This window comes from Rhodobacter sp. P2_H5 (genome assembly GCF_056403335.1).
This window is the reverse complement of sequence record NZ_JBFUFS010000010.1, coordinates 110,078-134,582: the sequence shown is the minus strand read 5'-3', so window position 1 is coordinate 134,582 and position 24,505 is coordinate 110,078. Positions and strand designations below refer to the sequence as shown.

The 24,505-nt window shown below is 67.0% G+C and carries 23 protein-coding genes; 15 read left to right on the top strand and 8 right to left on the bottom strand.

The features are described 5' to 3' along the window. Positions 1-20 precede the first annotated feature (20 nt). The 9 genes from AC1DVR_RS14945 to AC1DVR_RS14905 all read left to right on the top strand — a co-directional run bounded on the left by AC1DVR_RS14945 (position 21) and on the right by AC1DVR_RS14905 (position 10,490). Positions 21-1,346: an ABC transporter substrate-binding protein gene (locus tag AC1DVR_RS14945; protein ID WP_478001389.1), complete on the top strand. Its 1,326-nt coding sequence runs from the start codon at positions 21-23 to the stop codon at positions 1,344-1,346. A gap of 50 nt (positions 1,347-1,396) precedes the next feature. After that, complete coding sequence (locus AC1DVR_RS14940) at positions 1,397-2,170, top strand: ABC transporter ATP-binding protein (protein WP_478001388.1); 774 nt, start codon at positions 1,397-1,399, stop codon at positions 2,168-2,170. 3 nt (positions 2,171-2,173) lie between these two features. Continuing rightward, positions 2,174-3,409, top strand: a complete 1,236-nt coding sequence (locus AC1DVR_RS14935) for an SfnB family sulfur acquisition oxidoreductase (protein ID WP_478001387.1) — start codon at positions 2,174-2,176, stop codon at positions 3,407-3,409. A gap of 1 nt (position 3,410) precedes the next feature. Then, complete coding sequence (gene ssuD / locus AC1DVR_RS14930) at positions 3,411-4,574, top strand: FMNH2-dependent alkanesulfonate monooxygenase (RefSeq protein ID WP_478001386.1); 1,164 nt, start codon at positions 3,411-3,413, stop codon at positions 4,572-4,574. Further along, positions 4,571-5,977, top strand: coding sequence for an FAD/NAD(P)-binding protein (locus tag AC1DVR_RS14925; protein WP_478001385.1), 1,407 nt, complete (start codon positions 4,571-4,573; stop codon positions 5,975-5,977). Before ssuD ends, AC1DVR_RS14925 begins: the two co-directional genes overlap by 4 nt. 81 nt (positions 5,978-6,058) lie before the next feature. Next, positions 6,059-7,681, top strand: coding sequence for a GMC family oxidoreductase (locus AC1DVR_RS14920; RefSeq protein ID WP_478001384.1), 1,623 nt, complete (start codon positions 6,059-6,061; stop codon positions 7,679-7,681). Positions 7,682-7,925: 244 nt separating this feature from the next. Next, positions 7,926-8,873, top strand: coding sequence for an aliphatic sulfonate ABC transporter substrate-binding protein (locus tag AC1DVR_RS14915; RefSeq protein WP_478001383.1), 948 nt, complete (start codon positions 7,926-7,928; stop codon positions 8,871-8,873). A 70-nt stretch (positions 8,874-8,943) separates the two neighbouring features. Beyond that, positions 8,944-9,720: an ABC transporter permease subunit gene (locus tag AC1DVR_RS14910; RefSeq protein ID WP_478001382.1), complete on the top strand. Its 777-nt coding sequence runs from the start codon at positions 8,944-8,946 to the stop codon at positions 9,718-9,720. Between the two features lie 14 nt (positions 9,721-9,734). Then, positions 9,735-10,490: an ABC transporter ATP-binding protein gene (locus tag AC1DVR_RS14905; RefSeq protein ID WP_478001381.1), complete on the top strand. Its 756-nt coding sequence runs from the start codon at positions 9,735-9,737 to the stop codon at positions 10,488-10,490. Between the two features lie 126 nt (positions 10,491-10,616). Here AC1DVR_RS14905 and AC1DVR_RS14900 read toward each other — a convergent pair whose 3' ends face one another. Genes AC1DVR_RS14900 through AC1DVR_RS14890 form a run of 3 tightly spaced genes read right to left on the bottom strand, consistent with a single transcriptional unit; the run spans position 10,617 to position 14,396 of the window. Next, positions 10,617-12,866, bottom strand: a complete 2,250-nt coding sequence (locus AC1DVR_RS14900) for a xanthine dehydrogenase family protein molybdopterin-binding subunit (RefSeq protein ID WP_478001380.1) — start codon at positions 12,864-12,866, stop codon at positions 10,617-10,619. Continuing rightward, a complete protein-coding gene (locus AC1DVR_RS14895) occupies positions 12,859-13,902 on the bottom strand; it encodes an FAD binding domain-containing protein (RefSeq protein ID WP_478001379.1) in 1,044 nt (347 codons plus the stop codon). The genes AC1DVR_RS14900 and AC1DVR_RS14895 overlap by 8 nt, the downstream gene beginning before the upstream one ends. Further along, the gene (locus tag AC1DVR_RS14890; protein ID WP_478001378.1) at positions 13,899-14,396 is read right to left on the bottom strand and encodes a (2Fe-2S)-binding protein; all 498 of its coding nucleotides are present in this window, start codon (positions 14,394-14,396) and stop codon (positions 13,899-13,901) included. The genes AC1DVR_RS14895 and AC1DVR_RS14890 overlap by 4 nt, the downstream gene beginning before the upstream one ends. A gap of 170 nt (positions 14,397-14,566) precedes the next feature. Here AC1DVR_RS14890 and AC1DVR_RS14885 point away from each other — a divergent pair, with 170 nt between their 5' ends. The 5 genes from AC1DVR_RS14885 to AC1DVR_RS14865 all read left to right on the top strand — a co-directional run bounded on the left by AC1DVR_RS14885 (position 14,567) and on the right by AC1DVR_RS14865 (position 20,624). Continuing rightward, positions 14,567-15,139 (top strand): TetR/AcrR family transcriptional regulator, encoded by a 573-nt coding sequence (locus AC1DVR_RS14885; RefSeq protein ID WP_478001377.1) that lies wholly within the window; start codon positions 14,567-14,569, stop codon positions 15,137-15,139. 125 nt (positions 15,140-15,264) lie between these two features. Then, positions 15,265-16,215: a GlxA family transcriptional regulator gene (locus AC1DVR_RS14880; protein WP_478001376.1), complete on the top strand. Its 951-nt coding sequence runs from the start codon at positions 15,265-15,267 to the stop codon at positions 16,213-16,215. 532 nt (positions 16,216-16,747) lie between these two features. Next, positions 16,748-18,721 (top strand): ATP-binding protein, encoded by a 1,974-nt coding sequence (locus AC1DVR_RS14875; RefSeq protein ID WP_478001375.1) that lies wholly within the window; start codon positions 16,748-16,750, stop codon positions 18,719-18,721. A gap of 220 nt (positions 18,722-18,941) precedes the next feature. Continuing rightward, the gene (locus AC1DVR_RS14870; RefSeq protein ID WP_478001374.1) at positions 18,942-19,601 is read left to right on the top strand and encodes a response regulator transcription factor; all 660 of its coding nucleotides are present in this window, start codon (positions 18,942-18,944) and stop codon (positions 19,599-19,601) included. Between the two features lie 225 nt (positions 19,602-19,826). Beyond that, positions 19,827-20,624, top strand: coding sequence for an SDR family NAD(P)-dependent oxidoreductase (locus AC1DVR_RS14865; RefSeq protein ID WP_478001373.1), 798 nt, complete (start codon positions 19,827-19,829; stop codon positions 20,622-20,624). Between the two features lie 61 nt (positions 20,625-20,685). Here AC1DVR_RS14865 and AC1DVR_RS14860 read toward each other — a convergent pair whose 3' ends face one another. Genes AC1DVR_RS14860 through AC1DVR_RS14840 form a run of 5 tightly spaced genes read right to left on the bottom strand, consistent with a single transcriptional unit; the run spans position 20,686 to position 23,118 of the window. Then, positions 20,686-21,024, bottom strand: coding sequence for a carboxymuconolactone decarboxylase family protein (locus tag AC1DVR_RS14860; RefSeq protein ID WP_478001372.1), 339 nt, complete (start codon positions 21,022-21,024; stop codon positions 20,686-20,688). 5 nt (positions 21,025-21,029) lie between these two features. After that, positions 21,030-21,722, bottom strand: coding sequence for an aquaporin (locus AC1DVR_RS14855; protein ID WP_478001371.1), 693 nt, complete (start codon positions 21,720-21,722; stop codon positions 21,030-21,032). A 1-nt stretch (position 21,723) separates the two neighbouring features. Then, entirely contained in the window at positions 21,724-22,062 is a 339-nt protein-coding gene (locus AC1DVR_RS14850) for a hypothetical protein (RefSeq protein ID WP_478001370.1), read from the bottom strand. Beyond that, positions 22,059-22,733, bottom strand: coding sequence for a nitrile hydratase subunit alpha (locus AC1DVR_RS14845; protein ID WP_478001369.1), 675 nt, complete (start codon positions 22,731-22,733; stop codon positions 22,059-22,061). The genes AC1DVR_RS14850 and AC1DVR_RS14845 overlap by 4 nt, the downstream gene beginning before the upstream one ends. After that, positions 22,723-23,118 (bottom strand): SH3-like domain-containing protein, encoded by a 396-nt coding sequence (locus AC1DVR_RS14840; RefSeq protein WP_478001368.1) that lies wholly within the window; start codon positions 23,116-23,118, stop codon positions 22,723-22,725. The genes AC1DVR_RS14845 and AC1DVR_RS14840 overlap by 11 nt, the downstream gene beginning before the upstream one ends. Before the next feature lie 308 nt (positions 23,119-23,426). On the opposite strand from AC1DVR_RS14840, the gene AC1DVR_RS14835 reads away from it, so the two are divergent. Next, the gene (locus tag AC1DVR_RS14835) at positions 23,427-24,401 is read left to right on the top strand and encodes an alpha/beta fold hydrolase (protein WP_478001367.1); all 975 of its coding nucleotides are present in this window, start codon (positions 23,427-23,429) and stop codon (positions 24,399-24,401) included. Positions 24,402-24,505 lie beyond the last annotated feature (104 nt).

The window sequence follows — 24,505 nt, the reverse complement described above, 5'->3', positions numbered from 1 at the left end:
ATCCAACCTACGGAGTTATCATGGCTTTCCTGAAACACATCGCCGCGGCGGGCCTGGCGCTCGGCCTTCTGACCGTGGCCCCCGCCCACGCGGATGAGCAGTACTTCCCCCTGCAATCCTACCGCGTCGGCCCCTATGCGGCGGGCGGCACCGGGTTCTTCGGTGGCTTCATCGATTATCTGAACCTGATCAACATCCGCGATGGCGGCGTCAACGGCGTCAAGCTGACCTGGGATGAATGCGAGACGGAATATGCAGTGGAAAAAGGCGTCGAATGCTACCAGCGCCAGAAAAGCCATGCCGACACCGCCGCCTGGAACCCGCTGTCCGTCGGCATCGCCTATGCGATGATCGACGGGGTGACGACGGACAAGACGCCGCTGATCACCATCAACCACGGTCGCACCGACACGACCGACGGCAGGGTTTTCCCCTACGTCTTCCCGCTGCTCCTCAACCCCTATTCGGAGACCTCGGGCATCATCAACTACATCGCGGGCAAGGAAGGCGGGCTGGACAGCCTGAAGGGCAAGAAGATCGTGGTCCTCTACCACGGCTCGCCCTATGGCAAGGAAACCATCCCGATCTACGAGCTTCTGGCCGCGAAATACGGCTTCACGCTGGACCAGATCGAGGTGCCGCATCCCGGCAACGAACAAAGCGCGCAATGGCTGCAGATCCGGCGCGAAAAGCCCGATTGGGTCGTGTTGCGCGGCTGGGGCGTGATGAACCCGGTGGCCCTGACCACGGCGCAAAGGAACGGCTTTCCCGCCGACCATATCGTCGGCAACGTCTGGTCGAACTCGGAAGAGGATGTGCGCCCCGCCGGCGACGCGGCGATCGGCTATACCGCCATCACCACGCAAGCCTCGGGCAACCAGTATCCGGTGCTGCAGGACATCATCAAGACGGTCTATGACGCGGGCAAGGGCAATTTGGAGGACAAAAGCCGCATCGGCTCGGTCTACCACAACCTCGGCATCGTCAACGGCATCCTCAACGTCGAGGCGATCCGGATTGCGCAGGAAAAATTCGGCCACCGTACCCTGACCGGGGACGAGGTGCGCTGGGGCTTCGAACACCTGCAGCTTGATCCCGCACGTGTGAAGGCTTTGGGGGCCGAGAACCTCTTCCATTCGATCAACGTGACCTACGACAACCACGAGGGCGACGGTTACGTCACCTTCCAGCAATGGGATGGCCAGAAGTGGAAGGTCGTCTCGGACTGGATCGCCCCCGACTGGGCCCTGCTGCGCCCGATCATCGAAAAGTCGTCCGAGGCCTATGCCAAGGAAAAGGGTCTGCCGATCCGCACCGCGGAAGAGGCCGACAAGGTCACCCAGTAGAACTCCGGGCGGCCCTGTGTCTGGGCCGCCCCCACCTCGGGAAGAAGAACATGTCAGAGGTCATCCTCGCATTCGAACAGGTTTCCGCCGCCTATAACGGCGCCATCAAGGCGCTGCATGGCGTGAGCCTGCAGGTCCGTAAGGGCGAGATCGTGGCGCTTCTGGGCGCCAATGGCGCGGGCAAGACCACGCTTATGAAGGCCGCCTCCAACCTTCTGCCGGCCGAGCGTGGCCGGGTGACGGCGGGCCGGATCACCTACAAGGGCCGGGACGTGACCAGTGACAGCCCCGCGCTGCACATCCGCAATGGCCTCGTGCCGGTGCTGGAGGGGCGGCGCTGTTTCAAATCGCTCAGCGTGGAGGAGAACCTGACCACCGGCGCCATCGGGCGCGGGCTGGACCGCGCGCAGATCGCCGAGACGCTGGAGCAGATCTATGACCTCTTCCCCAAGCTGAAGCTGCGGCGGCGTTCGCTCGCCGGCCTCACCTCGGGCGGTGAGCAGCAGATGGCCGCGATCGGGCGCGGGCTGATGGCGCGGCCCGAGGTTTTCCTGCTGGACGAGCCTTCGATGGGCCTTGCCCCCCTCGTCGTGGCCGAGATTTTCGAGGCCTTAGCCCGGCTCAACCGCGACACCGGGCTGACGCTGCTGGTGGCCGAACAGAACGCTTCCATCGCCCTGAAATACGCCCACCACGCCACGGTCATCGAGAATGGCCGCTCGGCGCTGGCCGGCCCCGCCTCTGACCTCGCCGCCCGCGCCGATATCCGCGCGCTTTATCTCGGCGGCAGCCAAACCCCGGAACTTACCCTGGAAAGGATCTGACCCATGACCATCCATGACACGCCGAAAACCCCGGTCCCGCCGGTCGCCCGCCCGCAAGGCCTGGCACATAAGATCAAGACCGACGCGGAAGCGATTGAAATCGCGCACAAACTCGCCGCCGACTTCGCCAAGGGCGCTTCGGAGCGGGATCGCAACCGGATCTGGCCGAAGGAAGAGCTCGACGCCTTTTCCCAATCGGGCCTCTGGTCGATCAACGTGCCGAAAGAATACGGCGGGCCGGGGCTGTCCTATGTGACGCTCAACCGGGTGATCGCGATCATCTCCGAAGCCGACCCCTCGCTGGGTCAGGTTCCGCAGAACCATCTGGGCGTGGTGGCCGCGATCAACACCGTGTCGGACCCGGCGCAGAAGGCGCTGCTGTTCGGCGAAGTGCTGAAGGGCACCCGCTTTGGCAATGCCTTTTCCGAGTTCGGATCGAAGCGCGCGGTGGATTTCGAGACGAAGTTCACCGACCACGGCGATCATGTCGAGGTGACGGGGCGCAAGTTCTACGCCTCGGGCGCGCTGCTGGCGCATCTGGTGCCGATCGTCGCTTTGGATGATCAGGGTCGCGCCTGGTACGCGATTGCCGACCGCGGGGCCGAGGGCCTCAGCGTGATCGACGACTGGTCGAGCTTTGGCCAGCGCACCACCCTGTCGGGGACGGTGATCCTTGACCATGTGAAAGTGCCGAAAACCCATCTGGTGCCGGGCTGGAAGGGCTATGCCGAACCCTCTGCCGATGGCGCGATCTTCCAGGTGATCCAGGTCGCGGTGGACCTTGGCATTGCCCGCGCCGCGATCAAGGACACGAAAGAGTTTGTCCTGCACCGCAGCCGGGCTTGGGTGGATTCCGGCCTCGATCACGCCTCGCAGGACCCCTACACCATTCAGGCTTACGGCGATCTGCAACTGCGGGCCAATGCGGCGGCGGCCCTGATGGACCTCGCCAGCCTTGCGATTGACGAAGCGGTCGCCAAGCCCACGGCGGAAAGCGTCGCCAAGGCGCAGATCGCTACGGCAGAGGCAAAGGTTCTGTCCACCGAAATCGCCATCCTCGCCACCAACAAGCTGTTCGAACTGGCCGGGACGCGCTCGACGCTTGGCGAGCACAACCTCGACCGCCACTGGCGCAACGCCCGCACCCATACCCTGCATGACCCGGTGCGCTGGAAATACGCGATCCTCGGCAATTACTACCTGAACGGGGTCAATCCCCCCTTCCACGCTTGGAGCTGACATGAATATCCCCAGCAAAATCAACGTCCTGTGGTTCATCCCGACCCATGGCGAAAGCCGCTACCTCGGCACCTCGGAAGGCGGGCGTCCGGTCGATCTGGCCTATCTGACGCAGGTCGCCAAGGCCGCCGACAGCTTGGGCTTCTATGGCGCGCTGCTGCCCACCGGCCGCAGTTGCGAGGACAGCTGGGTCGTGGCCTCCGCCCTCGCCCCGCAGACCGAACGGCTGAAGTTCCTTGTCGCCGTCCGCCCCGGGCTGCAATCGCCGACGCTGGCCGCGCGGATGACCGCCACGCTGGACCGCATTTCCAACGGCAGGCTTCTGATCAACGTGGTGACCGGCGGCGATCCGGCGGAAAACCGCGGCGACGGGATCAACCTGCCCCATGCCGAACGCTATGAAATCACGGATGAATTCCTCGGCATCTACCGCGCCTTGCTGCGCGGCGAGACGGTCAACCACAAGGGCAAGCACTTCGACATCGCGGATGGCCGGGTGCTTTATCCCACCGTGCAGAAGCCCTATCCCGACCTCTACTTCGGCGGCTCCTCCGAGCCGGGGTTCCGCGTCGCGGCCAAGCATGTCGACAAATACCTGACCTGGGGCGAGCCGCCAGCGCTGGTGGCCGAAAAGATCGCCACCATGCGCGCCCATGCCGAACGTGAGGGCCGAGAAGTCAGCTTCGGCATCCGCCTGCATGTGATCGTGCGCGAGACCACGGCCGAGGCCTGGGCCGCCGCCAACCGCCTGATCTCACGCCTCGACGACCAGACGATCGCCGAGGCGCAGAAGGTCTTTGCCCGGATGGATTCGGTCGGGCAAGCCAGGATGAGCGCCCTGCACGGCGGGCGCCGCGACAAGCTGGAGATCAGCCCCAACCTCTGGGCCGGGGTCGGCCTCGTGCGCGGCGGGGCGGGGACGGCGCTGGTGGGTGATCCGGCCACCGTGGCCGAGCGGATCGACGAATACCGCCGGATCGGCATCGACAGCTTCATCTTCTCGGGCTACCCGCATCTGGAAGAGGCCTACAGCTTTGGCGAACAGGTCCTGCCGCTTCTGCCCCTGAACCACCCGATCCCGCGCCGCGACCTGCAGGTCAACATGGGCCCCTTTGGCGAGACCGTCGCGGGTGACCACAAGCCGAAGTTGCAGGCCGCGCAATGACGGAAAAACCCACCCTTGCCGTGATCGGCGGCGGGTTGTCGGGGGCGGCGGTGGCCTATCACCTCACCGCCCTCCTGCCGCCCGGATCGGTGGATCTGGTGGTGGTCGAACCCCGGGCGGAACTGGGTCGGGGTCTGGCCTATTCCGCCGCCGACCCCGACCACCGCCTGAACGTGCCCGACCACAAGATGAGCCTGCGCAGCGACCGGATGGACCATTTCCAGCTCTGGCTCGCCTCGCCCGGGGCGCCGAGCCTGCCGCCCGGCGCGGCGCGGCTGAATGGCGAGATCTTCGCCCCCCGCGCCGTCTTTGGCACCTATGTGGCAGCCCATCTCGCCCCCCTGCTGGCGGCGGGCCGGGTGCGGCATCTGCAGGCCGAGGTCACCGGGGTCACGCGCAATGCTGGCTATGATCTGCAGCTGTCGGATGGCGCGAACCTGCGCGCCGATTGTCTGGTGCTGGCCGCCAGTCACCCCAAGGCCGCGCTCCCGCGCGAGCTGGCGCCCTTGACGGGCGATCCGGCGCTGATCACCGACCCGCTGGCGCCCGGCGCGCTGGACGGGATTGACCCGGACGCGCGCCTTTTGATCCTCGGAAATGGCCTGACCTCGGCCGACATCATCGCCACCCTGCAGCGCAGGGGCCACCGCGGCCAGGTCACCGCCCTGTCGCGGCACGGCTGGCGTTCGCGCGAGCATGGGCCGCGGCAGGCCGAAACCACGGCCGATTTCGCCCGCGACCCGGCGCGGACCGCTTTGCAGCTGCTGCAAAACGTGCGACGGGCGCTGGACGCCGATGCGGCGCAAGGCCTGACCTGGCACGCTGTCTTTGACCGCTTGCGCGCCCAGGGTCCGGCGATCTGGGCCGCCCTGCCCCTGCCCGAGCGGCGGCGCTTTCTGCGCCATCTGCGGGCGCTGTGGGACGTGCACCGCTTCCGCATCGCCCCGCAGACCGAAGAGGCGGGCCAGCGGATGCAGCGTCAGGGCCAGCTTGTCCATCTCGCCGCGCGCATCAGCAAACTCCGCCTCGGCGCGCCGATCGAGCTGCGCGTGGTCGAACGGCACAGCCGGATCACCTTTCCCGTCACGGTGGACCGGGTGATCCTCGCCACCGGGCCGGCGCATGGGTCGGTCATCGAGACCACCCCCGTGCTGGCGGCGCTGGCGCAGCTTGGCCTTCTGGCGCCCGACCCGTTGGGCCTTGGCCTCCACACCTCGCCCCTTGGCCATGCCTTGCCTGCCGAGGGCCAGCCGGACGGCAGCATCCTGATCGCGGGCCCCCTTGCCCGTGGCACGGTGGGGGAACTGATGGGCGTGCCCGAGGTGATCACCTGGGCCGAACACATCGCGCGGCAGGCCGCAGCCCGCATCCTGCGGCATCAGACGCTTGCCGCAGCGGAATAGGCCATGCGCTTTGGTCGCAGGCTGATAGAATAGGCCCCTACCCCGCGTGTCAGCGCGGGCGGGGGGCGGGAGTGGGGGCCGATGGACGAACAGGTGGCGGATTATGTGATCGTGGGCGCAGGCTCCGCCGGCTGCGTCGTGGCCAACCGGCTGAGCGCGGACCCTTCCGTCAGGGTCATCCTGCTGGAGGCCGGCGGCCGCGATACCAACCCCTGGATCCATATCCCGGTCGGCTACTTTCGCACCATGCACAACCCGGCGGTGGACTGGTGCTACCGGACCGAGCCCGACCCCGGCCTGAACGGCCGCTCCCTGGCCTGGCCGCGGGGCAAGGTACTGGGCGGCTCCTCTTCGATCAACGGGCTGTTGTATGTGCGGGGGCAGCGCCAGGACTATGACCACTGGCGCCAGCAGGGCAATGCGGGCTGGGGCTGGGACGATGTCAAACCCCTGTTCCTGCGCGCTGAAAATCAGGAGCGTGGCGCAAGTGCGGATCACGGCGGCGACGGCCCCCTTAGCGTGTCGGACCCGCGGGTCTCGCGGCCGATCTGCGATGCCTGGGTGGCGGCGGCGCAGGCAGCAGGCTACCCCTTCAACCCCGATTTCAACGGCCCGGATCAGGAGGGCGTCGGGTATTTCCAGCTGACCTCCCTCAAGGGCCTGCGCTGCAGCGCCGCCGTGGCTTACCTGAATCCGGTCAAGCACCGCGCGAATTTGCAAATCACCCCCCGGGCCCATGTTCAGCGCCTGACGGCGGAGGGGCGGCGCGTCACCGGGGTGCTGTACCGCGATGCCGCTGGCATGGAACGGCGGGTCAGTGCCCGGGCCGAGGTGATCCTTTGCGCCGGCGCGATCGGCTCGCCGCAGATCCTGATGCTGTCGGGCATCGGCGAGGCAGCGCATCTGCAGGGCATGGGGCTGCCGGTCGTGGCCGATCTGCCCGGCGTCGGGCGCAATCTGCAAGACCACCTGCAGGCGCGGCTGGTCTTTTCCACTACCGAACCCACCCTGAACGACGAGGTGCGCAGCCCCTGGCGCAAGGCCGCCATGGCGCTGCACTATGCCCTGAACCGCCGCGGGCCGATGGCGATGGCGGCGAGCCTTGCCGCAGGCTTCCTGCGCACTTCCCCGCATCTGGATACCCCCGACGTCCAGTTCCACATTCAACCCTGGAGCGCCGACAGCCCCGGCGAAGGCGTGCATCCCTATTCCGCCTTCACCGCCTCGGTCTGCCAATTGCGCCCCGAAAGCCGGGGCGAGATCCGCCTGCGGGCGCCCCGCGCCGAGGTGCATCCCCTGATCAGCCCGAACTACCTCGCAACGCCAACCGACCAGAGGACGCTGGTCGCCGGCATCAGGATCGCCCGCCAGATCGCCGGATTTGCGCCCCTCAATGCCAAGATCAGGGCTGAGCTGCGCCCCGGCCCCGAAGCGCAAGACGATGCCGCGCTGCTCGACTGGGCACGGAATGCCGCGACCACGATCTACCATCCGACCGGCACCTGCAAAATGGGCACCGGCCCCGAATCGGTGGTCAATGCGCGCCTGCGGGTGCATGGGCTGACGGGGCTGCGGATCGCCGATTGCTCGATCATGCCCGAGATCGTCTCGGGCAACACCAATGCCCCCGCCATCATGATCGGCGAGAAGCTGAGCGATCTGGTCCTGCAGGACCGACGGGCGGGAAATTCGCCGCTCTTCTAGGTCCACCCGGCAGAGCGCGCATTCCGATCTTTGCCAGCCGGCAGAATGCCATTTCCCAGGCGCAGGGGCCCCGGCCGCGCCGGATTAAATTTCGCATTTAAAGCCAGTATGTTAGCGGAATCCCCCCAGGCGCCCCTCCCCGTCTCCACACTCAATCCCTCTTACTTGACAATATCTACCATATTAATAGAGATTTATCTCACAAACAGGCGATACCCCAGCCTGCCGGACAATGGAGAGACAGATGACGCTTGTGACAAGACGCGCCTTCGGGGCCAGCGTGCTGGCGGTGACGGCCGCTTTGGGCTTTGCGGCCCGGGCCGAAAAGGCCACGGTTCTGAAGGTCGGTTACCAGAAGACCAACCTGCCGGTGATCGCCAAGAAGCTCGGCGTGATCGAAAAGGCGCTGGAGCCGAAGGGCATCAAGGTGGAATGGGTCGAATTCCCCGCCGGCCCACCGCTGGTCGAGGCGCTGAACGTCGGCGCGATCAATGTGGGCTGGACGGGCGACGCGCCGCCGATCTTCGGGCAGGCGGCAGGGGCGGCCATCGTCTACACCGCCGCCCTGCCCTCGAACGGCGCGGGAGAGGCGGTCTTTGCCAAGGAAGCCTCCGGCATCAAGACGATTGCCGATCTGAAGGGCAAGAAGGTCGCGGTGGGCAAGGGCACCTCCGCCCATAACTCGCTGATCGCGGCGCTGGAGAAGAACGGTTTGACGCTGGCCGATATCGAGGTGGTCTATCTGGGTCCTGCCGATGCGGCAGCGGCCTTTGCCGCCGATCAGGTCGTGGCCTGGGCGGTCTGGGACCCGTTCTTTGCGATTGCCGAGACCAAGTACAAACTGACCATCCTGTCGCGGACCTCGGATGTGCTGAAGGTGAACACCTATTTCCTGGCCAACAAGGATTTCGCGGCGGACAACGCCGACCTGATCACCACCACCATCGCAGCCCTCGGCGAGGCCGCGGCCTGGGCCGATGCCAACCGCGATCAGGTGGCCGAGGCCGTGGCCGCTGTGACCAAGGTGCCGCTTGATGCCAGCAAGCTGGCGGTCAGCCGCGCGACCTTTGGCATCTACCCGATCACCGATGCCATCGTGGCCAGCCAGCAGGCGACCGCCGACCGCTTCTTCGCGCTTGGCCTGGTGCCCAAAGACGTGAAGATCGCCGACGCCGTCTGGAAAGCCAGCTGACCGCAACGGGTCCGGCACCTCCCCTCTTCCTCCTCGGCGGGCGGGCCGGACCCTTTCAGGATTGCCCACGATGACCTCTCTCCGCTCTCCGGCCCTGACGGGCTGGATCCTGCCCGCCGTGATCCTCGCCCTGTGGGAGATCCTCAGCCGGGCCGGCTTCATCACCGCCAACGTCCTGCCCGCGCCGAGCCAGGTCTTTGTGGCCTTCTGGAACCTGCTGTTGTCAGGGGAACTCCTCGCCAACATCGGCATCAGCACCTGGCGCGCCCTGTCGGGCTTTGCGATCGGCGGAGCGATCGGCCTGGCCCTCGGCTTCGCCAATGGCCTGTCGCGCCAGAGCCGCGATCTGACCGACACCACGCTGCAGATGATCCGCAATGTGCCGCATCTGGCGCTGATCCCGCTGGTCATCCTGTGGTTCGGCATCGGCGAGGAGGCCAAGCTGTTCCTTGTGGCGCTTGGCGTGTTCTTCCCCATCTATGTCAACACCTTGCTTGGCATCCAAAGTGTGGATCCCCAGCTGATCGAGATGGGCCGGACCTATGGCATGGGCCCCGGCACGCTGCTGCGCCGGGTGATCCTGCCCGGGGCGCTGCCCGCGATCTTCACCGGCTTGCGCTATGCGCTCGGCATCATGTGGCTGACGCTGATCGTGGCCGAGACGATCTCGGCCACCTCGGGCCTTGGCTACATGGCGATGCAGGCGCGCGAGTTCCTGCAGATCGACGTGATCGTGCTTTCCATCCTGATCTACGCGCTTCTGGGCAAGCTGGCCGACAGCCTGGCCCGTGCGATGGAGCGCGCCAGCCTGAAATGGCATCCCGCCTTTCAGACCGTCCGTTCATGAAAAGGGGGCCAGAGATGTCCGTGATCAGTGCGTTTCCCAAGACCCCCTCCTTTGCCTTTCGCGACGTGACGCGCAGGTTTGGCGCGAAATCGGTGCTGACCGGCATCGACCTGGAGGTGAGCCAGGGCCAGTTCCTCGCCATCATCGGCAAGAGCGGCTGCGGCAAGAGCACGCTTCTGCGGCTTCTGGCGGGGCTGGACCAGCCCGATGGCGGCAAGATCGAACGCGCCCCGGTGCCGATCGGCCAGACGGCGACCCGCGTGATGTTCCAGGAGCCGCGCCTTTTGCCCTGGGCGCGGGTGGTGGACAATGTGGCGGTGGGCCTGACCGGCCTCACTTCGGGTGCCGAGGCGCGGCTGCGCGCGCAGGGCATGCTGGCCGAAGTGGGCCTTGCGGGGCGTGACGAGGATTGGCCCGCCGTCCTGTCGGGCGGCCAAAGGCAGCGCGTCGCCCTGGCGCGGGCGCTGGTCGGCCAGCCGGGGATTCTGGCGCTGGACGAACCGCTTGGCGCCTTGGACGCGCTGACCCGGATCGAGATGCAGCACCTGCTGGGCCGGATCTGGCAGGCGCAGAAATTCACCGCGGTTCTGGTGACGCATGACGTGTCCGAGGCCGTGGTTCTGGCCGACCGCATCGTGGTGCTGGAAGCGGGCAAGGTGGCACTGGATGTCAGCATCCCGATCCCGCGCCCGCGCCGCCACGGTACGCCCGAGGTGGCGCATTACGAACAGATGATCCTCGCCCGCCTGCTGGAGGAGGAACGGCCCTGACCGCAGGGTCAGGATCGTGCCCATGGTCGGGAGACCGCGGCGCGAGGTGGCACACCTGCCGGTGATCCGGCGTGGCCGGGCACCGCGTGCAGGCCCGGGACAGGCATGCCCCGGGCCTGCGGCAGATCACACCCCGCCCAGAAGATCCGCAATCCGGATCGGGAAGTGGCGGACCCTCTTGCCGGTGGCGTGCCAGATCGCGTTGCCGATGGCGCCGACGGTGCCGGTGATGCCGATCTCGCCCACGCCCTTGATGCCCAGCGGGTTCACATGGGGGTCATCCTCGTGCACCGTGATGACCTTCAGCCCGGTGACATCGGCATTCACCGGGATATGGTAGCCGGCCAGATCGGCATTCATGATCCGCCCGGTGCGGGCGTCGAAGCGCGCCTCTTCGTGCAGGGCAAAGGAGATGCCCCAGATCATACCGCCCATCAGCTGGCTTTCGGCCAGCTTGGGGTTGATGATCCGCCCCGCCGCGAAGGCGCCGACCAGACGGGTGACCCGCATCTGGTAGAGTTCCGGGTCAATCTTGACCTCGGCAAAGACCGCGCCATGTGAATACATCGCATGTCCTGCCGCGGCCTCGGGCGAACGACCGCCGCTGCCGGTGCCCTCGACCTGCAAGCCGCCGGCGCGGGCAATGATCTCGGCATAGCTTTCCGAGCGCGCCTCGTCACCCCAGACGTAAAGCCTGCCGTCGCGCGCCACCACCCCGGCATTGCCCGCGCCGAACAGGGGCGAGGTCGGGTCGGCGGTGGCAATCTCGGCCAGTTTGCGCACCGCATCCACGCCCGCCGCATGCAGGGCATTGCCCGCCGTCGCGGTATGGCCCGAGCCGCCCGCAATCCCGCCATCCGGCAGGTCGGATGAGCCGGAGCGGAACTCCACCTTCTCCAGGGGCAGGCCAAGGCTGTCGGCAGCGATCTGGGCCAGCGCGGTCCAGGCGCCCTGCCCCATGTCGGCGGCGGCTGTCTCTACCAGGCCGGTGCCATCGGGGCGCAGGGTGGCGCGGGCCTGAGCTGCAAACATCGGGGCCGCAAACATCGCGGTGCCCATGCCCCAGCCAGTCAGAAGCCCGTTCTTGTCGCGCATCTGGCCCGGCTTCATCGGGCGTGCCGACCAGCCGAAGGCCTGCGCGCCCTGGGCATAGCATTCGCGCAAGGCTTTCGAGGAGAAGGGCCTGCCGGTGCCGGGCTCGGTCTTGGCATAGTTCTTCAGGCGGAAGGCCAGGGGGTCCATCCCGAGCTTCTCGGCCATCTCGTCCATCGCACATTCCAGCGCGGCCGATCCCGGCGCCTCGCCCGGCGCGCGGACCGGACCGGGCGTGCCGGTATCAACCCGCACACCGCTGTGGGCAGAACGCAGCGCCGGGGTCGCGTAAAGCCCCTGGCTTGCGTTGGCGGCACTTTCGATGAAGTCGTCGAAGGTCGAGGTGGTGGCCAGCGCGTGATGGTCCAGGACCGTCATCTGGCCCGCCGCATCGGTGCCGATCCGCAGGCGTTGCCGCGTCGCACCCCGGTGGCCAACCGGGCCGAACATCTGGCCGCGCTGCAGCATCATCTTGACCGGCCGCCCCATCATCCGCGCCGCGAGGATCGCCAGAACCTGCGGCCCGTTGACGATGGCCTTCGAGCCGAAGCCGCCGCCAAGATAGGGGCTGCGGATCAGCACATTCTCGGGCGGGATGCCGAAGTAATAGCCGTAAACGCCGCGCGACATCACGATGGCCTGATTGGGCATGTCGAGTATCAGGTGATCGCCGTCCCACTGGGCAACGACGGCATGGGTTTCCATCGCGTTGTGGTACTGCTCGGGCGTCTCGTAGGTCACATCGACCGCAAGTTCGGCGGCGGCATGACCTGCGACGATATCGCCGTGGATGGTCGTGCTAGGGCGGCCGAAAGCGCCGATCTCGAACTCGTATCTTGTGTCGACGTCCAGGCCGATGCGGGGCGGCAGGGCGTCATATTGCGGGTTGAGCAGGCGGGCGCCTTCGGTCGCGGCCTCCAGACTTTCGCCCAGCACAAGGGCGATCGGCTGGTTGGCATAGCGGACGGTGTCGTCCTGCAGGGCCTCGAACTTGAAGGCGAACATGAAATGCTTGGATTCGGGGTCGCCGGCCAGAGCCGGGCGGTTTTGCGGTGTCATCACCTCGACCACGCCGGGATGGGCCTTGGCGGCGGCCACATCCAGTGCTGTCACCCGGCCCCGCGCGATGGTGGCGGGGACGTAGACGGCATAAAGCAGCCCCTCGGGGTGGTTATCCGCGGCAAAGGTCGCGGTGCCCGTCACCTTGGCCAGACCGTCGCGGCGCGAGAAGGACTGGCCGGAGTTCGATCCGAAGCGGGTCGGAAAGGTCACTGTGTCAGACATGGGCGAGATCTCCAAACGGCGAGGCGGGAAAGGCGGGCATCCGCGCCGGGGTTCCGGCGGCGGCCAGCGTCAGGACCCGCACCACGGCCCGGCGGGCCAGTTCGATCTTGTAGAGGTTGTCTCCGGACGGAGCCGCGCCATCAAGCGCCACCTCGGCTGCCCGGGCGAACAGCGCGGCGCCCGGTGCCTGCCCGATCAGCAGGGCCTCGGCCGCGGCGCTGCGCCAGGGCTTGGCCGCCACCGCGCCCAGAACCAGACGTGCGGCCACGATGCGGCCGCCTTCAAGCTGGATGGCGCCCGCCGCCGAGACGAGGGCGAAGGCAAAGGAGGTCCGCTCGCGCACCTTCAGATAGCGCGAATAGGCGGCGAAATCGCGCGCCCCGGCGGGAAGCCGGATGGCGAGGATCAGCTCGCCCGGCTGCAGCGCCGTCACCTTTTCGGGCGTATCCCCGGGCAGCAGGTGGAAATCGGCAAGGGCGATCTCGCGCGTACCGTGTGGGCCCTGCACCTCGACCACCGCCTCAAGGGCGGCGAGCGCCACCGCGAAATCCGAAGGGTTGGTCGCGATGCAGGAGGCGCTGAAGCCGAGGATGGCGTGGTTCTGCGTCTCGCCGCCGATGGCCGCGCAGCCCGCGCCGGGGCTGCGGCGGTTGCAGGCGGAATGCGGGTCCTGGAAATAGGCGCAGCGCGTCGCCTGCATCAGGTTGCCCGCCACCGTCGCCGCATTGCGCAGCTGGCCCGAGGCCCCCGACAACAGCGCCTCGGCCACCATCGGGAAGGTTCCGGCGAACTGCGGGTCATGGGCCAGGTCGGCATTGCGGACCAGCGCGCCGATCCTGGTGCTGCCATCGGCCAGAACCTCGATCCGGTCCAGACCGGGCAGACGGGTCAGGTCGATCAGGTGGTCGGGCGCGGCCACGCCGGTCTTCATCAGGTCCACGAGGTTGGTGCCACCGCCAAGAAAGGCCGTGCCCGGCGCCCAGGCGGCAAGTGCCTCTGCCACCGAGGCGGGTTTGGTATAATCGAAGCTTTTCATGCGGATACCTTCATATTTTCGGCCTCGATCCGGCGGCTCGCGTCCAGGACGGCCTCGGTGATGCCGTGATAGGCCGAGCAGCGGCAGAGGTTGCCGCTCATCCCCTCGCGGATGCGTTCGGGGTCGGTGCCGGCCTGGCCTTCGGCGATGAGGCCGACGGCGCTCATGATCTGGCCCGGCGTGCAATAGCCGCATTGAAAGCCGTCATGCGCGATGAAGGCGGCCTGCACCGGGTGCAGATGGTCGCCCTGGGCCAGACCCTCGATCGTGGTGACCTCGGCGCCGTCGAGGGTGACGGCGAGTGCCAGGCAGGAGTTGATCCGGCGCCCGTCGACCAGCACGGTGCAGGCACCGCATTGGCCACGGTCGCAGCCTTTCTTGGTGCCGGGCAGCGCGAGGCTTTCGCGCAGAAGGTCAAGCAGCGTGACGCGGGCGTCATCGAGCGTCACGTCGCGGGCAATACCGTTGACGGTCAGGCTGATGGAGTGGGACATGCATCCTCCATTGGCTGTGATATGAATGGGGTTCCCGGCCTGCGCTTCGGCGTCAGGTCAGGAAAAGGGTCTTTGGGGTTCTGCGTTGAAACCGGGGACTCGAATCGACGGCGCCGGTGTGATATTGTTATACGGAGGCACCCTCCGTTTAGCAACAGGATTTTGGGCAAGTGGATCACGACCGGCGCAAGCCGCGCGCAGACGGGTTGCGCAACCGCGAAAGGCTGATCGAAGCGGCCAAGGACGTGCTGGGCCGTGGCGGCCCGGGCGCGAGCCTGGAAGCTGTGGCACGTCAGGCCGAAGTGGGCATCGGCACGCTCTACCGCCACTTCCCGACGCGGGAGGCGCTGTTTCAGGCGGTTTATCGCCATGAGGTCGAGCAGCTGATCAAACTCGCCGCCGAGCTCGAGGCGATGCCCGACGGTGTGCAGGCTCTGCGGTCCTGGCTTCATGCCAATGTGGCGCTGGTGGCGACCAAGCGCGGGCTTCTGGGCGCGCTGGCGGTGGTGCCGACCGACGAATCCAAGGCGATGTACAGCGAGCTTTCGGCCCGCCTGACCGCGGCGGTGGCGCAGCTGTTGCGCCGCGCGACTGAAACCGGGGCGCTGCGCCCCGATGTCACCTCGGGCGATCTGCTGCAGACCATGTACGCGCTTTGCTACGCCCGCCCGGTCGAACCGGGCTGGGAGACGCAGGTGCTGCGCCTGCTCGACATCTTCATCGACGGGCTGAAACTGCGCTGACCCCGGAGTCGGCAGGGCAACGCCCCTGCCCCGCGTCCGGGTGCCATTCGCGCCAAGACCCCGCCCTTGAATGCGCCGCCTGGCCGAATTAGCTTGAACCGACAAATCATGCGGCGGGGGCAGGTATGCGGCAGGTTGGTCTGATCCTTGAGAACGGGTTCCAGCTGATGGGACTTGCCGCACTTTCCGCCTTTGAATTTGCCAATCAGGAGCTGGGCGAGGCGGGTTATCAGCTGACCCTCCTGTCCGAGGATGGCGGCACGATCCGCTCTTCGATGAACGCGGGGATCGAGACGCTGCCCTTTGGCGCCATGCCCGACACGCTGATGGCAGCGGGCGAGTTGCGGCCGACCACGCCCTCCCCTGCCCTGCGCGAGTTTATCGCGCGGGCCGGGCGCGAGGCGCGGCGTGTCGCGGGCCTCTGCACCGGGGCTTTCCTGCTGGCCGAGGCGGGGCTTCTGGACGGGCGCAGCGCCACGACGCATTGGGCCCATGCCCAAAGGCTGCAGGCGCGCTTTCCCAAGGTGCGGGTCGATGTCGACCGGATCTTCATCCAGGACGGCAATATCTGGACCTCGGCGGGGATGTCCTCGGCCATCGACCTGACGCTGGCCCTGATCGAGGAGGACCACGGCGTGGCCCTGTCGCGGCTGATCGCGCGCAAGCTGGTGGTCTATCACCGCCGCCCCGGCGGCCAGTCGCAATTCTCGGCCCTCTTGGAGCTGGAGCCGCGCTCGGACCGGGTGAAACGCGCCCTGACTTATGCGCGCGAGAACCTGCGCAACCCCCTGTCGGTCGAGGAGCTGGCCGATGCGGCCAGCCTCTCGCCGCGCCAGTTCAGCCGGATCTTCCGCGAGGAGACCGGGCAATCCCCGGCCAAGGCGGTCGAGTCGCTCCGGCTGGAGGCGGCCCGCCTGATGCTGGAAGACGGCCGCCACCCGATCGAGACTGTGGCCCGCGATACGGGCTTTGCCGACCGCGACCGGATGCGCCGCGCCTTCCTGCGCGCCTATGGCCACCCCCCCGCCAGCCTGCGCCGCAGCCTTCGGCTGATGGAGGGCGATCCGGTCGCGTGAGCCGGCGCAGGCCGCGGGCAACCGGCACTGCCGCCTCAGACGCGGGCGGGCCGGGCGTTTCGGGCTTCTGGCGGATTTGGCCCTCCTGCCCCAGGGGCCGGATGTCCGGAAATGCAGCCTCTTCGTCTTTTGTGCTGCGCGCGCCATCGCCTATATCCGGGTGACCAAGCCCGCCCGTCCGCGCGAACCCCGACCACAGGCAGAAACCGTCCGATGTCGCCCCCCGTTCCCCGCGCCAGCGCCGTCTGGCGTTATGACCTTTGCGCATGCCAAGGGTTCGTGGCGCGGCACCTGCGCGCGTGGCGCACGGACCCTTCTCACCTGCCGGCCAACGACGGCACACCGCGCCCCCTGAAGGGCAGGCAAGGCCCGCCGCATGTGTGGCGGAAGCCTGACCTCCCGAAATCTGACCCCACAGCCCGAAAACTGGTATATGCCCGACAGGCCCGCCCCCGGGGCGCGGCCTGCGACATTGGATCACCCCGGCCCGCCGTCCGTAAGACGGAAGCGGCGGATCGTTTTGGAGACTGAGTTGGACCATTCGTCGCCCGACACCCGTTCCGCCATGCCGGTCCTCGGGACGCTGGCCCTGCTTGCCGCCGGGTTTGCAGCCCATTTCGCCCCCGATCCGCTGCCGAGCGCAGGTCCCTTGCTTTTTGCCCTCGCCGCCCTGATCGGCCCGCTGGTTCTGCCGGGCCGCAGCGCCGCCGCCCTCGCGGGCCTTGGCGTGGCGCTGGCCCTTGCCGCCTGCGCAAGCGCCCTGTGGCAGGCCACGCCGGCGGGTGCCACCCTTGCGCTTCTTCTCCTTGATCTGGCAGCGCTCGGCCTGCCCCCGGCGACCCTGCGGCTGACCGGAAAGCTGCACGCCAAGCCCCGGGCCCGGGCCTTCTGGACCGACGACATCCGCAGCTTTGCCGATGCCGTGCCGCTGGTGCTCTGGGTGTCCGAGCCCTCGGGCAAGCTGATCTACCTGAGCCGGAGGTTCTCCGAATGCACCGGGATCGACGCCGAGGCCGCGCTGCGCACCAACAGCTGGCACACCCCGATCTGGCACGAGGATTTGCCGGGCTACAAGGCCTATTGGGAGGAGACCCGGCGCAAGGGCACCGAAGGCCACACCCATATGCGGGTCCGCCAGGCCAACGGCACCTACAAATGGATGCATACCGTCGGCACCCCGGTCCGCGCGCCCAAAACCGGCGAGATTATCTTCTGGGTCGGCGGGCTTCTGGACGTGGACCAGGAGATCCGCGCCCGCGAGACGATCGGCCATCTGGTGGAAAAGCTGCAAAGGTCCGAGGAAATCCGCACCCAGAAGCTGGAACTGACCGAATGGCGCCACCGGGTGCTCTATGACGACAAGAACTTCGGCGTGGCCGAGCAGAATTTCAGCGGCTGCCTGCCGATCCTGGCCGAGCTTCGCGCCAAGGGCGTCACCAACCTGCGCGAATACCTGCTGGCGCATCCCGAGGTGATCGCCGCCTGTGCCGCGGTCTGGAAGACGATCGACGTCAACGACACGATCCTGCGGATGCTCCATGCCGAAAGCCGCGAACAGGTCGTGATGCGGCCGCCGCGCGAATCCGTCACCAACGGGACCGAAGTCTTCATCCTGCAGCTGGAGGCAATCTATGAGGGGCGCGAGTCGGCCAATGGCACCACGGTGCTGCTCGGCGCCGATGGCAGCCGGGTCCATGTCGCCTTTTTCGTCAACTTCCGCCCCGATGGCACCGCCTATTCCACCCTCTTCGACATCGGGGTTCAGGCGCGCACCCATGAATTGATGCTGGGCGTCCAGAAGGAACTGGCGCGGGTCAACCGGGCGGCCACGGTCGGAGCGCTGTCGATCTCGATCGTGCATGAGCTGAACCAGCCGCTGACCTCGATCGCGGTCGATGTCGACAACCTGTCCCGGGCCCTGACCGCCGAGGCGCCCGACCTTGCCCTGCTGCGCCGGCTTTCGGGCCGGCTGACCGGCACCACCGCGCGGCTGTCCTCTCTCGTCCAGGCCACCCGCAACAAGATCGCCCGCCGCAAGGGCGCCGAGGAGCCGACCGACCTGCGCCGCCTGCTGAACGAGACCCATGCCCTTCTGGCCGACGAGATCACCAACCGCCGCGCGCTGGTCCGGATCGACTGCCCCGACGATCTGCCGCCCGTGGTGGTCGAGCGCGTCCAGCTGCAACAGGTCATCATCAACCTGGTGATGAATGCACTGGAGGCGATGGAATGCCTGCCGCCCGATCTGCGCAATGTGCAGATCCGGCTGGCGCGGACCGAGGCGGGCAACCTCTCCTTCGCGGTGGCCGATTCCGGCCCCGGCATCGACACCGCCCTGCAGGAGAAGATCTTCGAGCCGCTCTTCACCACCAAATCCGGCGGCATCGGCATGGGGTTGCAGATCTGCAAATCCTCGGTCGACGAGATGGGCGGGCATCTCTCGGTGCGGAACGGACCGGAGGGGGGCGCGGTGTTCGAATTCAGCCTGCCCTTGACCGGGACCTGATCCGGCCCCCAACCCATACTCCTCGCCCATACCAACGTATGGGATCGCCATATGCAAACCCGTTGGACCGATTGGCTGATCCTTGTTAGGCTTTTTGCGTGCAGATCGTGAAGAGGCGCGCCGTTTCGCAAAAGGCCCGCAGTTTGAAAAAGACTTGGGCAGGACAGGCTTCAGGGCTGCGCTGCAAGGCCCGCGACGTGACAGGAGATCCCGAGTGGGAATGAAGCAAAAGACATCCCCGGACCCAAGGGCTGCCGGAGCGCCGGACCCGGATGGCGACAAGCCGATTGTTCTTGTTGTGGACGACGACCCCGATGTCCGGGAAAGCCTGCGCGACCTTTTCGCCTCGATCCAGCTGGAAACCGCCACCTACGGCTCGACCGCCGAGCTGCTGGCGGCGGGCCTGCCGGACCGGCCGAGCTGCCTTGTCCTCGATCTGCGCCTGCCCGGCTCCAGCGGGCTGGAGCTGCAAAAGACCCTCGCCGATGCCGAGACGCACCTGCCGATCGTCTTCATCACCGGCCATGCCGATGTCTCCACCTCGGTCAGGGCGATGAAGGCGGGGGCGGTGGATTTCCTGCCCAAGCCCTTCCGCAATCAGGAGCTTCTGGATGCGGTGACCCATGGGCTGGAGGTCGACCAGCACCGCCGCAACGCCAATCTGGCGGTGGGCGAGCTGCGCGAACTGGCCAAGCAGCTGACCCCGCGTGAGGTCGAGGTGGTGCTGGGCGTGCGGCGCGGCCTTCTGAGCAAACAGATCGCCTATGAGCTTGGCATCGCCGAGATCACGGTGAAAATGTACCGCAGCAGCGCCGGGCGAAAGCTGAAATCCCGCTCGGTCGCCGAGATGATCCGCAAGGCCGAGATTCTGGGGCTTTAGCCCCCTTCCCCATCCCAGACCGCAAGACGGCCCGTCCCCGACGGGCCGCCTGCGGCGCCATGTCCGGCTCCGCCCCCTCCCGCAGGCGCGGGTGCAGTCGGCCTGCGCGGTCCGGCGCGGGGCGTGGACGCATGTCCGTTTATGCCGCTTCAATGACATTTGAGACGGGATGCAAGTGACCTATCCTGAACCACAAGCAAACCACCGATCAGCAGGAGATTGATCATGACGAAAACCACAGCCCTCGTGACGGGTGCCTCCTCGGGCATCGGGGCGGTTTATGCCGACAGGCTGGCCGCGCGCGGCCATGACCTGATCCTGGTCGCCCGTAACGAGGCGCGGCTGAAGGCCCAGGCCGCGAAGCTGTCCGCTGCCCATGGCGTGCAGGTCCGCATCCATGTGGCCGACCTGACCTCGCCCGCCGACCTGCGCGGGGTCGAGGCGCTGCTGGCCAGTGACACCAGCATCGGCCTTCTGGTCAACAACGCGGGCTTTGGCGGCGCGGGCACCATGGAACAATCCGGCGTCGACGACATGGAGAAGATGATCGCCGTCAACGTCACCGCCGTGATGCGCCTCTCCTACGCCGCGGCACCGGCTTTCGCGGCGCGCGGCGCGGGCACGATCATCAACATCGCCTCGATCGTCGCCGTCGGCCCGGAGATCCTGAACGGCGTCTATGGCGGCTCCAAATCCTTCGTCCTGGCCTTCAGCCGCTCACTCAAGAAAGAGCTGGCCGACAAGGGCGTCACCGTGCAGGTCGTCCTGCCCGGCGCCACCGCGACCGAGTTCTGGGACATCGCCGGCATGCCGCATTCCAACCTGCCCGAGGCCTGGGTGATGACGCCCGAAACCCTGGTCGATGCCGCGCTGGCCGATCTGGATGCCGGGTATTTCGCCTCGATCCCCTCCTTGCAGGACGAGGCGCAGTGGCAGGCCTGGGAGACCGCGCGCGAGGCGATGCTGGGCGGGCTTTCCTCGCGTGAGGCGGCGCCGCGCTACCGCAAGCCCAAAGCCGCCTGAAACATGAAAGAACCGGGGCCACCATCGGCGGCCCCGGTTCCCTTGCGCCACAGGTGCGCCATCAAAGCGCGTCGTAAGCGTCCAGCGCCCGGGTCGAATAGACCAGCGCCGCCCCGGCGTTGAGGCTGACCGCCACGCCCAGCGCCTCGGCGATCTCTTCCTTGCTGGCGCCGTTCTTGCCGGCGGCTTGCGTATGGACCGTGATGCAGCCATCGCAGCGCAGGGTGACGGCACAGGCCAGCGCGATCAGCTCGCGGGTCTTGGCGTCCAGATGCCCGGTCTTCTCCCCCGCCGCGCCCAGCGCCACATAGCCGCGCACCGTGTCGGGGCTGAGTTTGCCCAGACCCCCGACCCCGGCCATGATCTTGCTGCGGTAGGTGTTCCAATCCAACATCGACATCAAAGTCACTCCTTTAGTTGAGGGTAAAGCAAGGCGATCAGGGCAAAGGCGATCACGGCGCCCGCCGCTTCCGCCAGAAGGAAACCGGGCACGACCTCCGGCGAAAGACCGAAGGGGCTGGCCGACATCAGCGCGCCAAGCACGACAGCCGGGTTGGCGAAAGAGGTGGTCGGAAAAGCAAGGATCGCGGCAACCAGCCAGGCGCCGACCGCGAAGGGTGCAAGATCGCCGCGCTGGCCGCGGCCGCAGCCAAGGACCACGATCATCAGGCCGAGGCTGGCAAGCAGCTCGCTTTCAAAGCCCGTCCAGGCCGGAACGGGCGCGGCAGCGGCGCCACCGCCCCAAAGCTGTGCCCCCAGCAGCCCGCCGAGCATGCCGCCCGCGACCTGCGCCACCACATAGGCCAGGGTGCAGGTCAGCGTCCGCTCCCGCCCGAGCCATTGCAGGATGCTGATCAGCGGGTTGAAATGCCCGCCCGAGACTTTGCCCAAGGCGACGATCAGCCCGACCAGAGCACCCGAGATCATCACCGCCATCGCTGGCAGCACCAGCCCCGGCATCTGCGCAAAGGCCCGCGCGGCGGCCATGCCGCCAGAGCTGGCCGCAAGGGCCAGAAGGCCGGTCCCCAATGCCTCGGCCCCGGCGCGGCGCGACAGGGCGAGGCCGGGGTCCGCCTCCTGAAAGCAGGTCCAAGACATCTCAGTGGTCCGTGCAGGGGTCGGTGAAGCGGGCCTCGACCTCGGCCATCTTCTCGGCCAGCTCCGAGGGGGTGAAAAAGCCCTTGGTGAAGCCGATATTGGCGAAGGCCACGATCCAGCGTTCGTAATAGGGCAGCTTGCCGATGAGGGCTTCCCCCAGCGCCTCGACCCCTTTGCGCTTTTCCTCGGTGTTGATCAGCTTGGTGAAGTCGAGGACATCGGCCAGCGCATGGCAGCGCTTCTCCCAAGGCTCCAGCATATGTTCCTCGCGCAGAACCGAGCCTGCGGCGAAACCGCCGATGTCATTGGGCAGGCGGCTGACGAAATCTGCGGTGCTCATGCGGCTTTTCCTTCTGGCAGGGTGACGGGGATGACCCCGATCATCGCGTCGCGGGTGACGAGGGCGGCGAGGTCTGCCTCGCTCCAGCCCTCGGTGCCGGCGGGGCGCAGCGGCAGGACGAGGTAGCGGATCACGGCGGTGGAATCGCTGACGCGGACCTCGACATCGTCCGGGATCACGGTGCCGAATTCTGCCAGAACCTTGCGCGGTTCGCTGACCGCCCGGGCGCGGAAGGGTTTGAGCTTGTACCAGTCCGGCGGCAGACCCAGCACCGGGCGCGGGTAGCAGGAGCAGAGCGTACAGACGATCAGGTTGTGCACCTGCGGCGTATTCTCCAGCACGATCAGCTGGGTATCGTCATAGAAGGTGATCCCCATCTCCTCGCAGCCCTTGCGGCCATCGGCCAGAAGCCGGGCCTTGAAGGCGGGGTCGCTCCAGGCATGGGCCACCACGGCGGCCCCCAGGGCCGGGGTGCGGGAATCCAGCACCTCGATCTGGTGGCGGATATCGTTGGCCTTGAAATAGCCCTTGGCGATCATCAGCTCGCGGACGGCGGTTTCCATGATGTCGTAGTAGCCCGGCATGCCCTCCTGGCTGATCGGGGCGTGGGGGTGATCATGGTCGAGCCCGTGGTCGTGCCCGTGGTCATGGTCGTGTCCGTCATGCGGCATGATGCAACTCCAGCCAGGTTTCGATGACTTCGATGCGCAACTCGTCGCGGGGGGCGCCGCCATACTCTGGCCAGAGCGCCGTCATCGGGATCGAGATGCGGTAATAGTGCTTCTTGCTGCCGGCATTGCGGCCATAGGCCTCTTCCTCGTTGTCGATCAGCATCGAGGAGATGACCTGTTCGACCCGCGCCACCTTGCCGCGCAGATAGAAGGGCACCCGGTAATGCCCGATCGGCGCCCTTGTGCCGACGCGCACCATGTCGCCCACGGCAAAGGCCGGCGTCTCGCCCACCGCGGGCACCACGACCCGTGCGATGCCGTCATGACCCGCAATCACCCCCCCATCGGGGGCCATCCTGACGGCCATCTCCGGCCGTTCGCTCATTCCCGCTTCACCCATCAGGTCATGCCTCCGATCCTGTTCAGGACCCATGATGCCGGATCGGCCAAAGCCGCTCCATTGCACGAAGGGGAGTGGCGCCCATACCGAGGTCTGCCCCGGCACCGGCCCCCCTTCCCTACCCCGGTATGGCCAAAAGCCCGCCCGCGTATGATTTCCAGACGGGCAAGCCGCCGCTATCCAGAAGACAGAGCTGCCGCAGCCCCAGCCCACCAAACGGTGCGGGGATCTGGCCCCGAAAGGCCCGCGGCAGGCTTTGCGCGACACCCACAAGCAACAGCCAAGGGGTTGAAATGACAGACGATACCAAAGCGTTCCCCACCCGGCGCGAGACATTGTTCTGGGCCGCTGGCCTTGGCCTTGCCGCCTTCGCGCCGCCGGTTTTCGCCTCTCCCACCACGCCGGGAAAATCTGATCAGAAAGGATCCGACATGTTGAACTATATCGAAGCCGCAGAGGGCGTTCACATCTTCTACAAGGACTGGGGCCCGCGCGATGCGACACCCCTGGTCTTCCACCACGGCTGGCCGCTGACGGCGGACGAGTGGGACGCCCAGATGTTCTACTTCCTCGACAAGGGCTACCGGGTGATCGGCTTCGACCGCCGCGGCCATGGCCGCTCGTCGCAGACCGACCACGGCAACGAGATGGACACCTATGCCGCCGATGTCGCCGCCCTGACCCATGCGCTGGACCTGAAAGGCGCCGTCCATATCGGCCATTCCACCGGCGGCGGCGAGGTGGTGCATTACGCTGCCCGTGCCAAGCCGGGCCGGGTGTCGAAGCTGGTGCTGATCGGGGCGATCCCGCCGGTGATGGTCAAGAAGGAGTCCAACCCCGAAGGCACGCCGATCGAGGTGTTTGACGGCTTCCGCACCGCGCTGGCCCATGACCGCTCGCAGTTCTACCTGGATCTGGCCTCGGGCGGGTTCTACGGCTTCAACCGGCCCGGCGCCAAGGTCAGCCAGGGTCTGATCCAGAACTGGTGGCGGCAGAGCATGGTCGGCAGCGCCAAGGCGCATTACGACTGCATCAAGGTCTTCTCGGAAACCGACTTCACCGAAGACCTCAAGAAGATCTCCTATCCGACGCTGGTGATGCATGGCACCGACGATCAGGTGGTGCCCTACAAGGATGCTGGCGTCCTGACCGCCAAGATCATGAAGAACGCCACGCTGAAGCTGTTCGAGGGCTATCCCCACGGCATGGCCTCGACCTTCCCCGATGAGATCAATGCCGAGATCCTGGGCTTCCTGAAGACGGCGTGAGGCCCGGAGCTTCAGGGCCACCCGGCGCGTCCCCGCCTTGAGGGTCCTGCCCTGAAGTCGCTTCTGGTGGTGGACGCTCCCGCCACCACCAGAAGCCCTTTTTC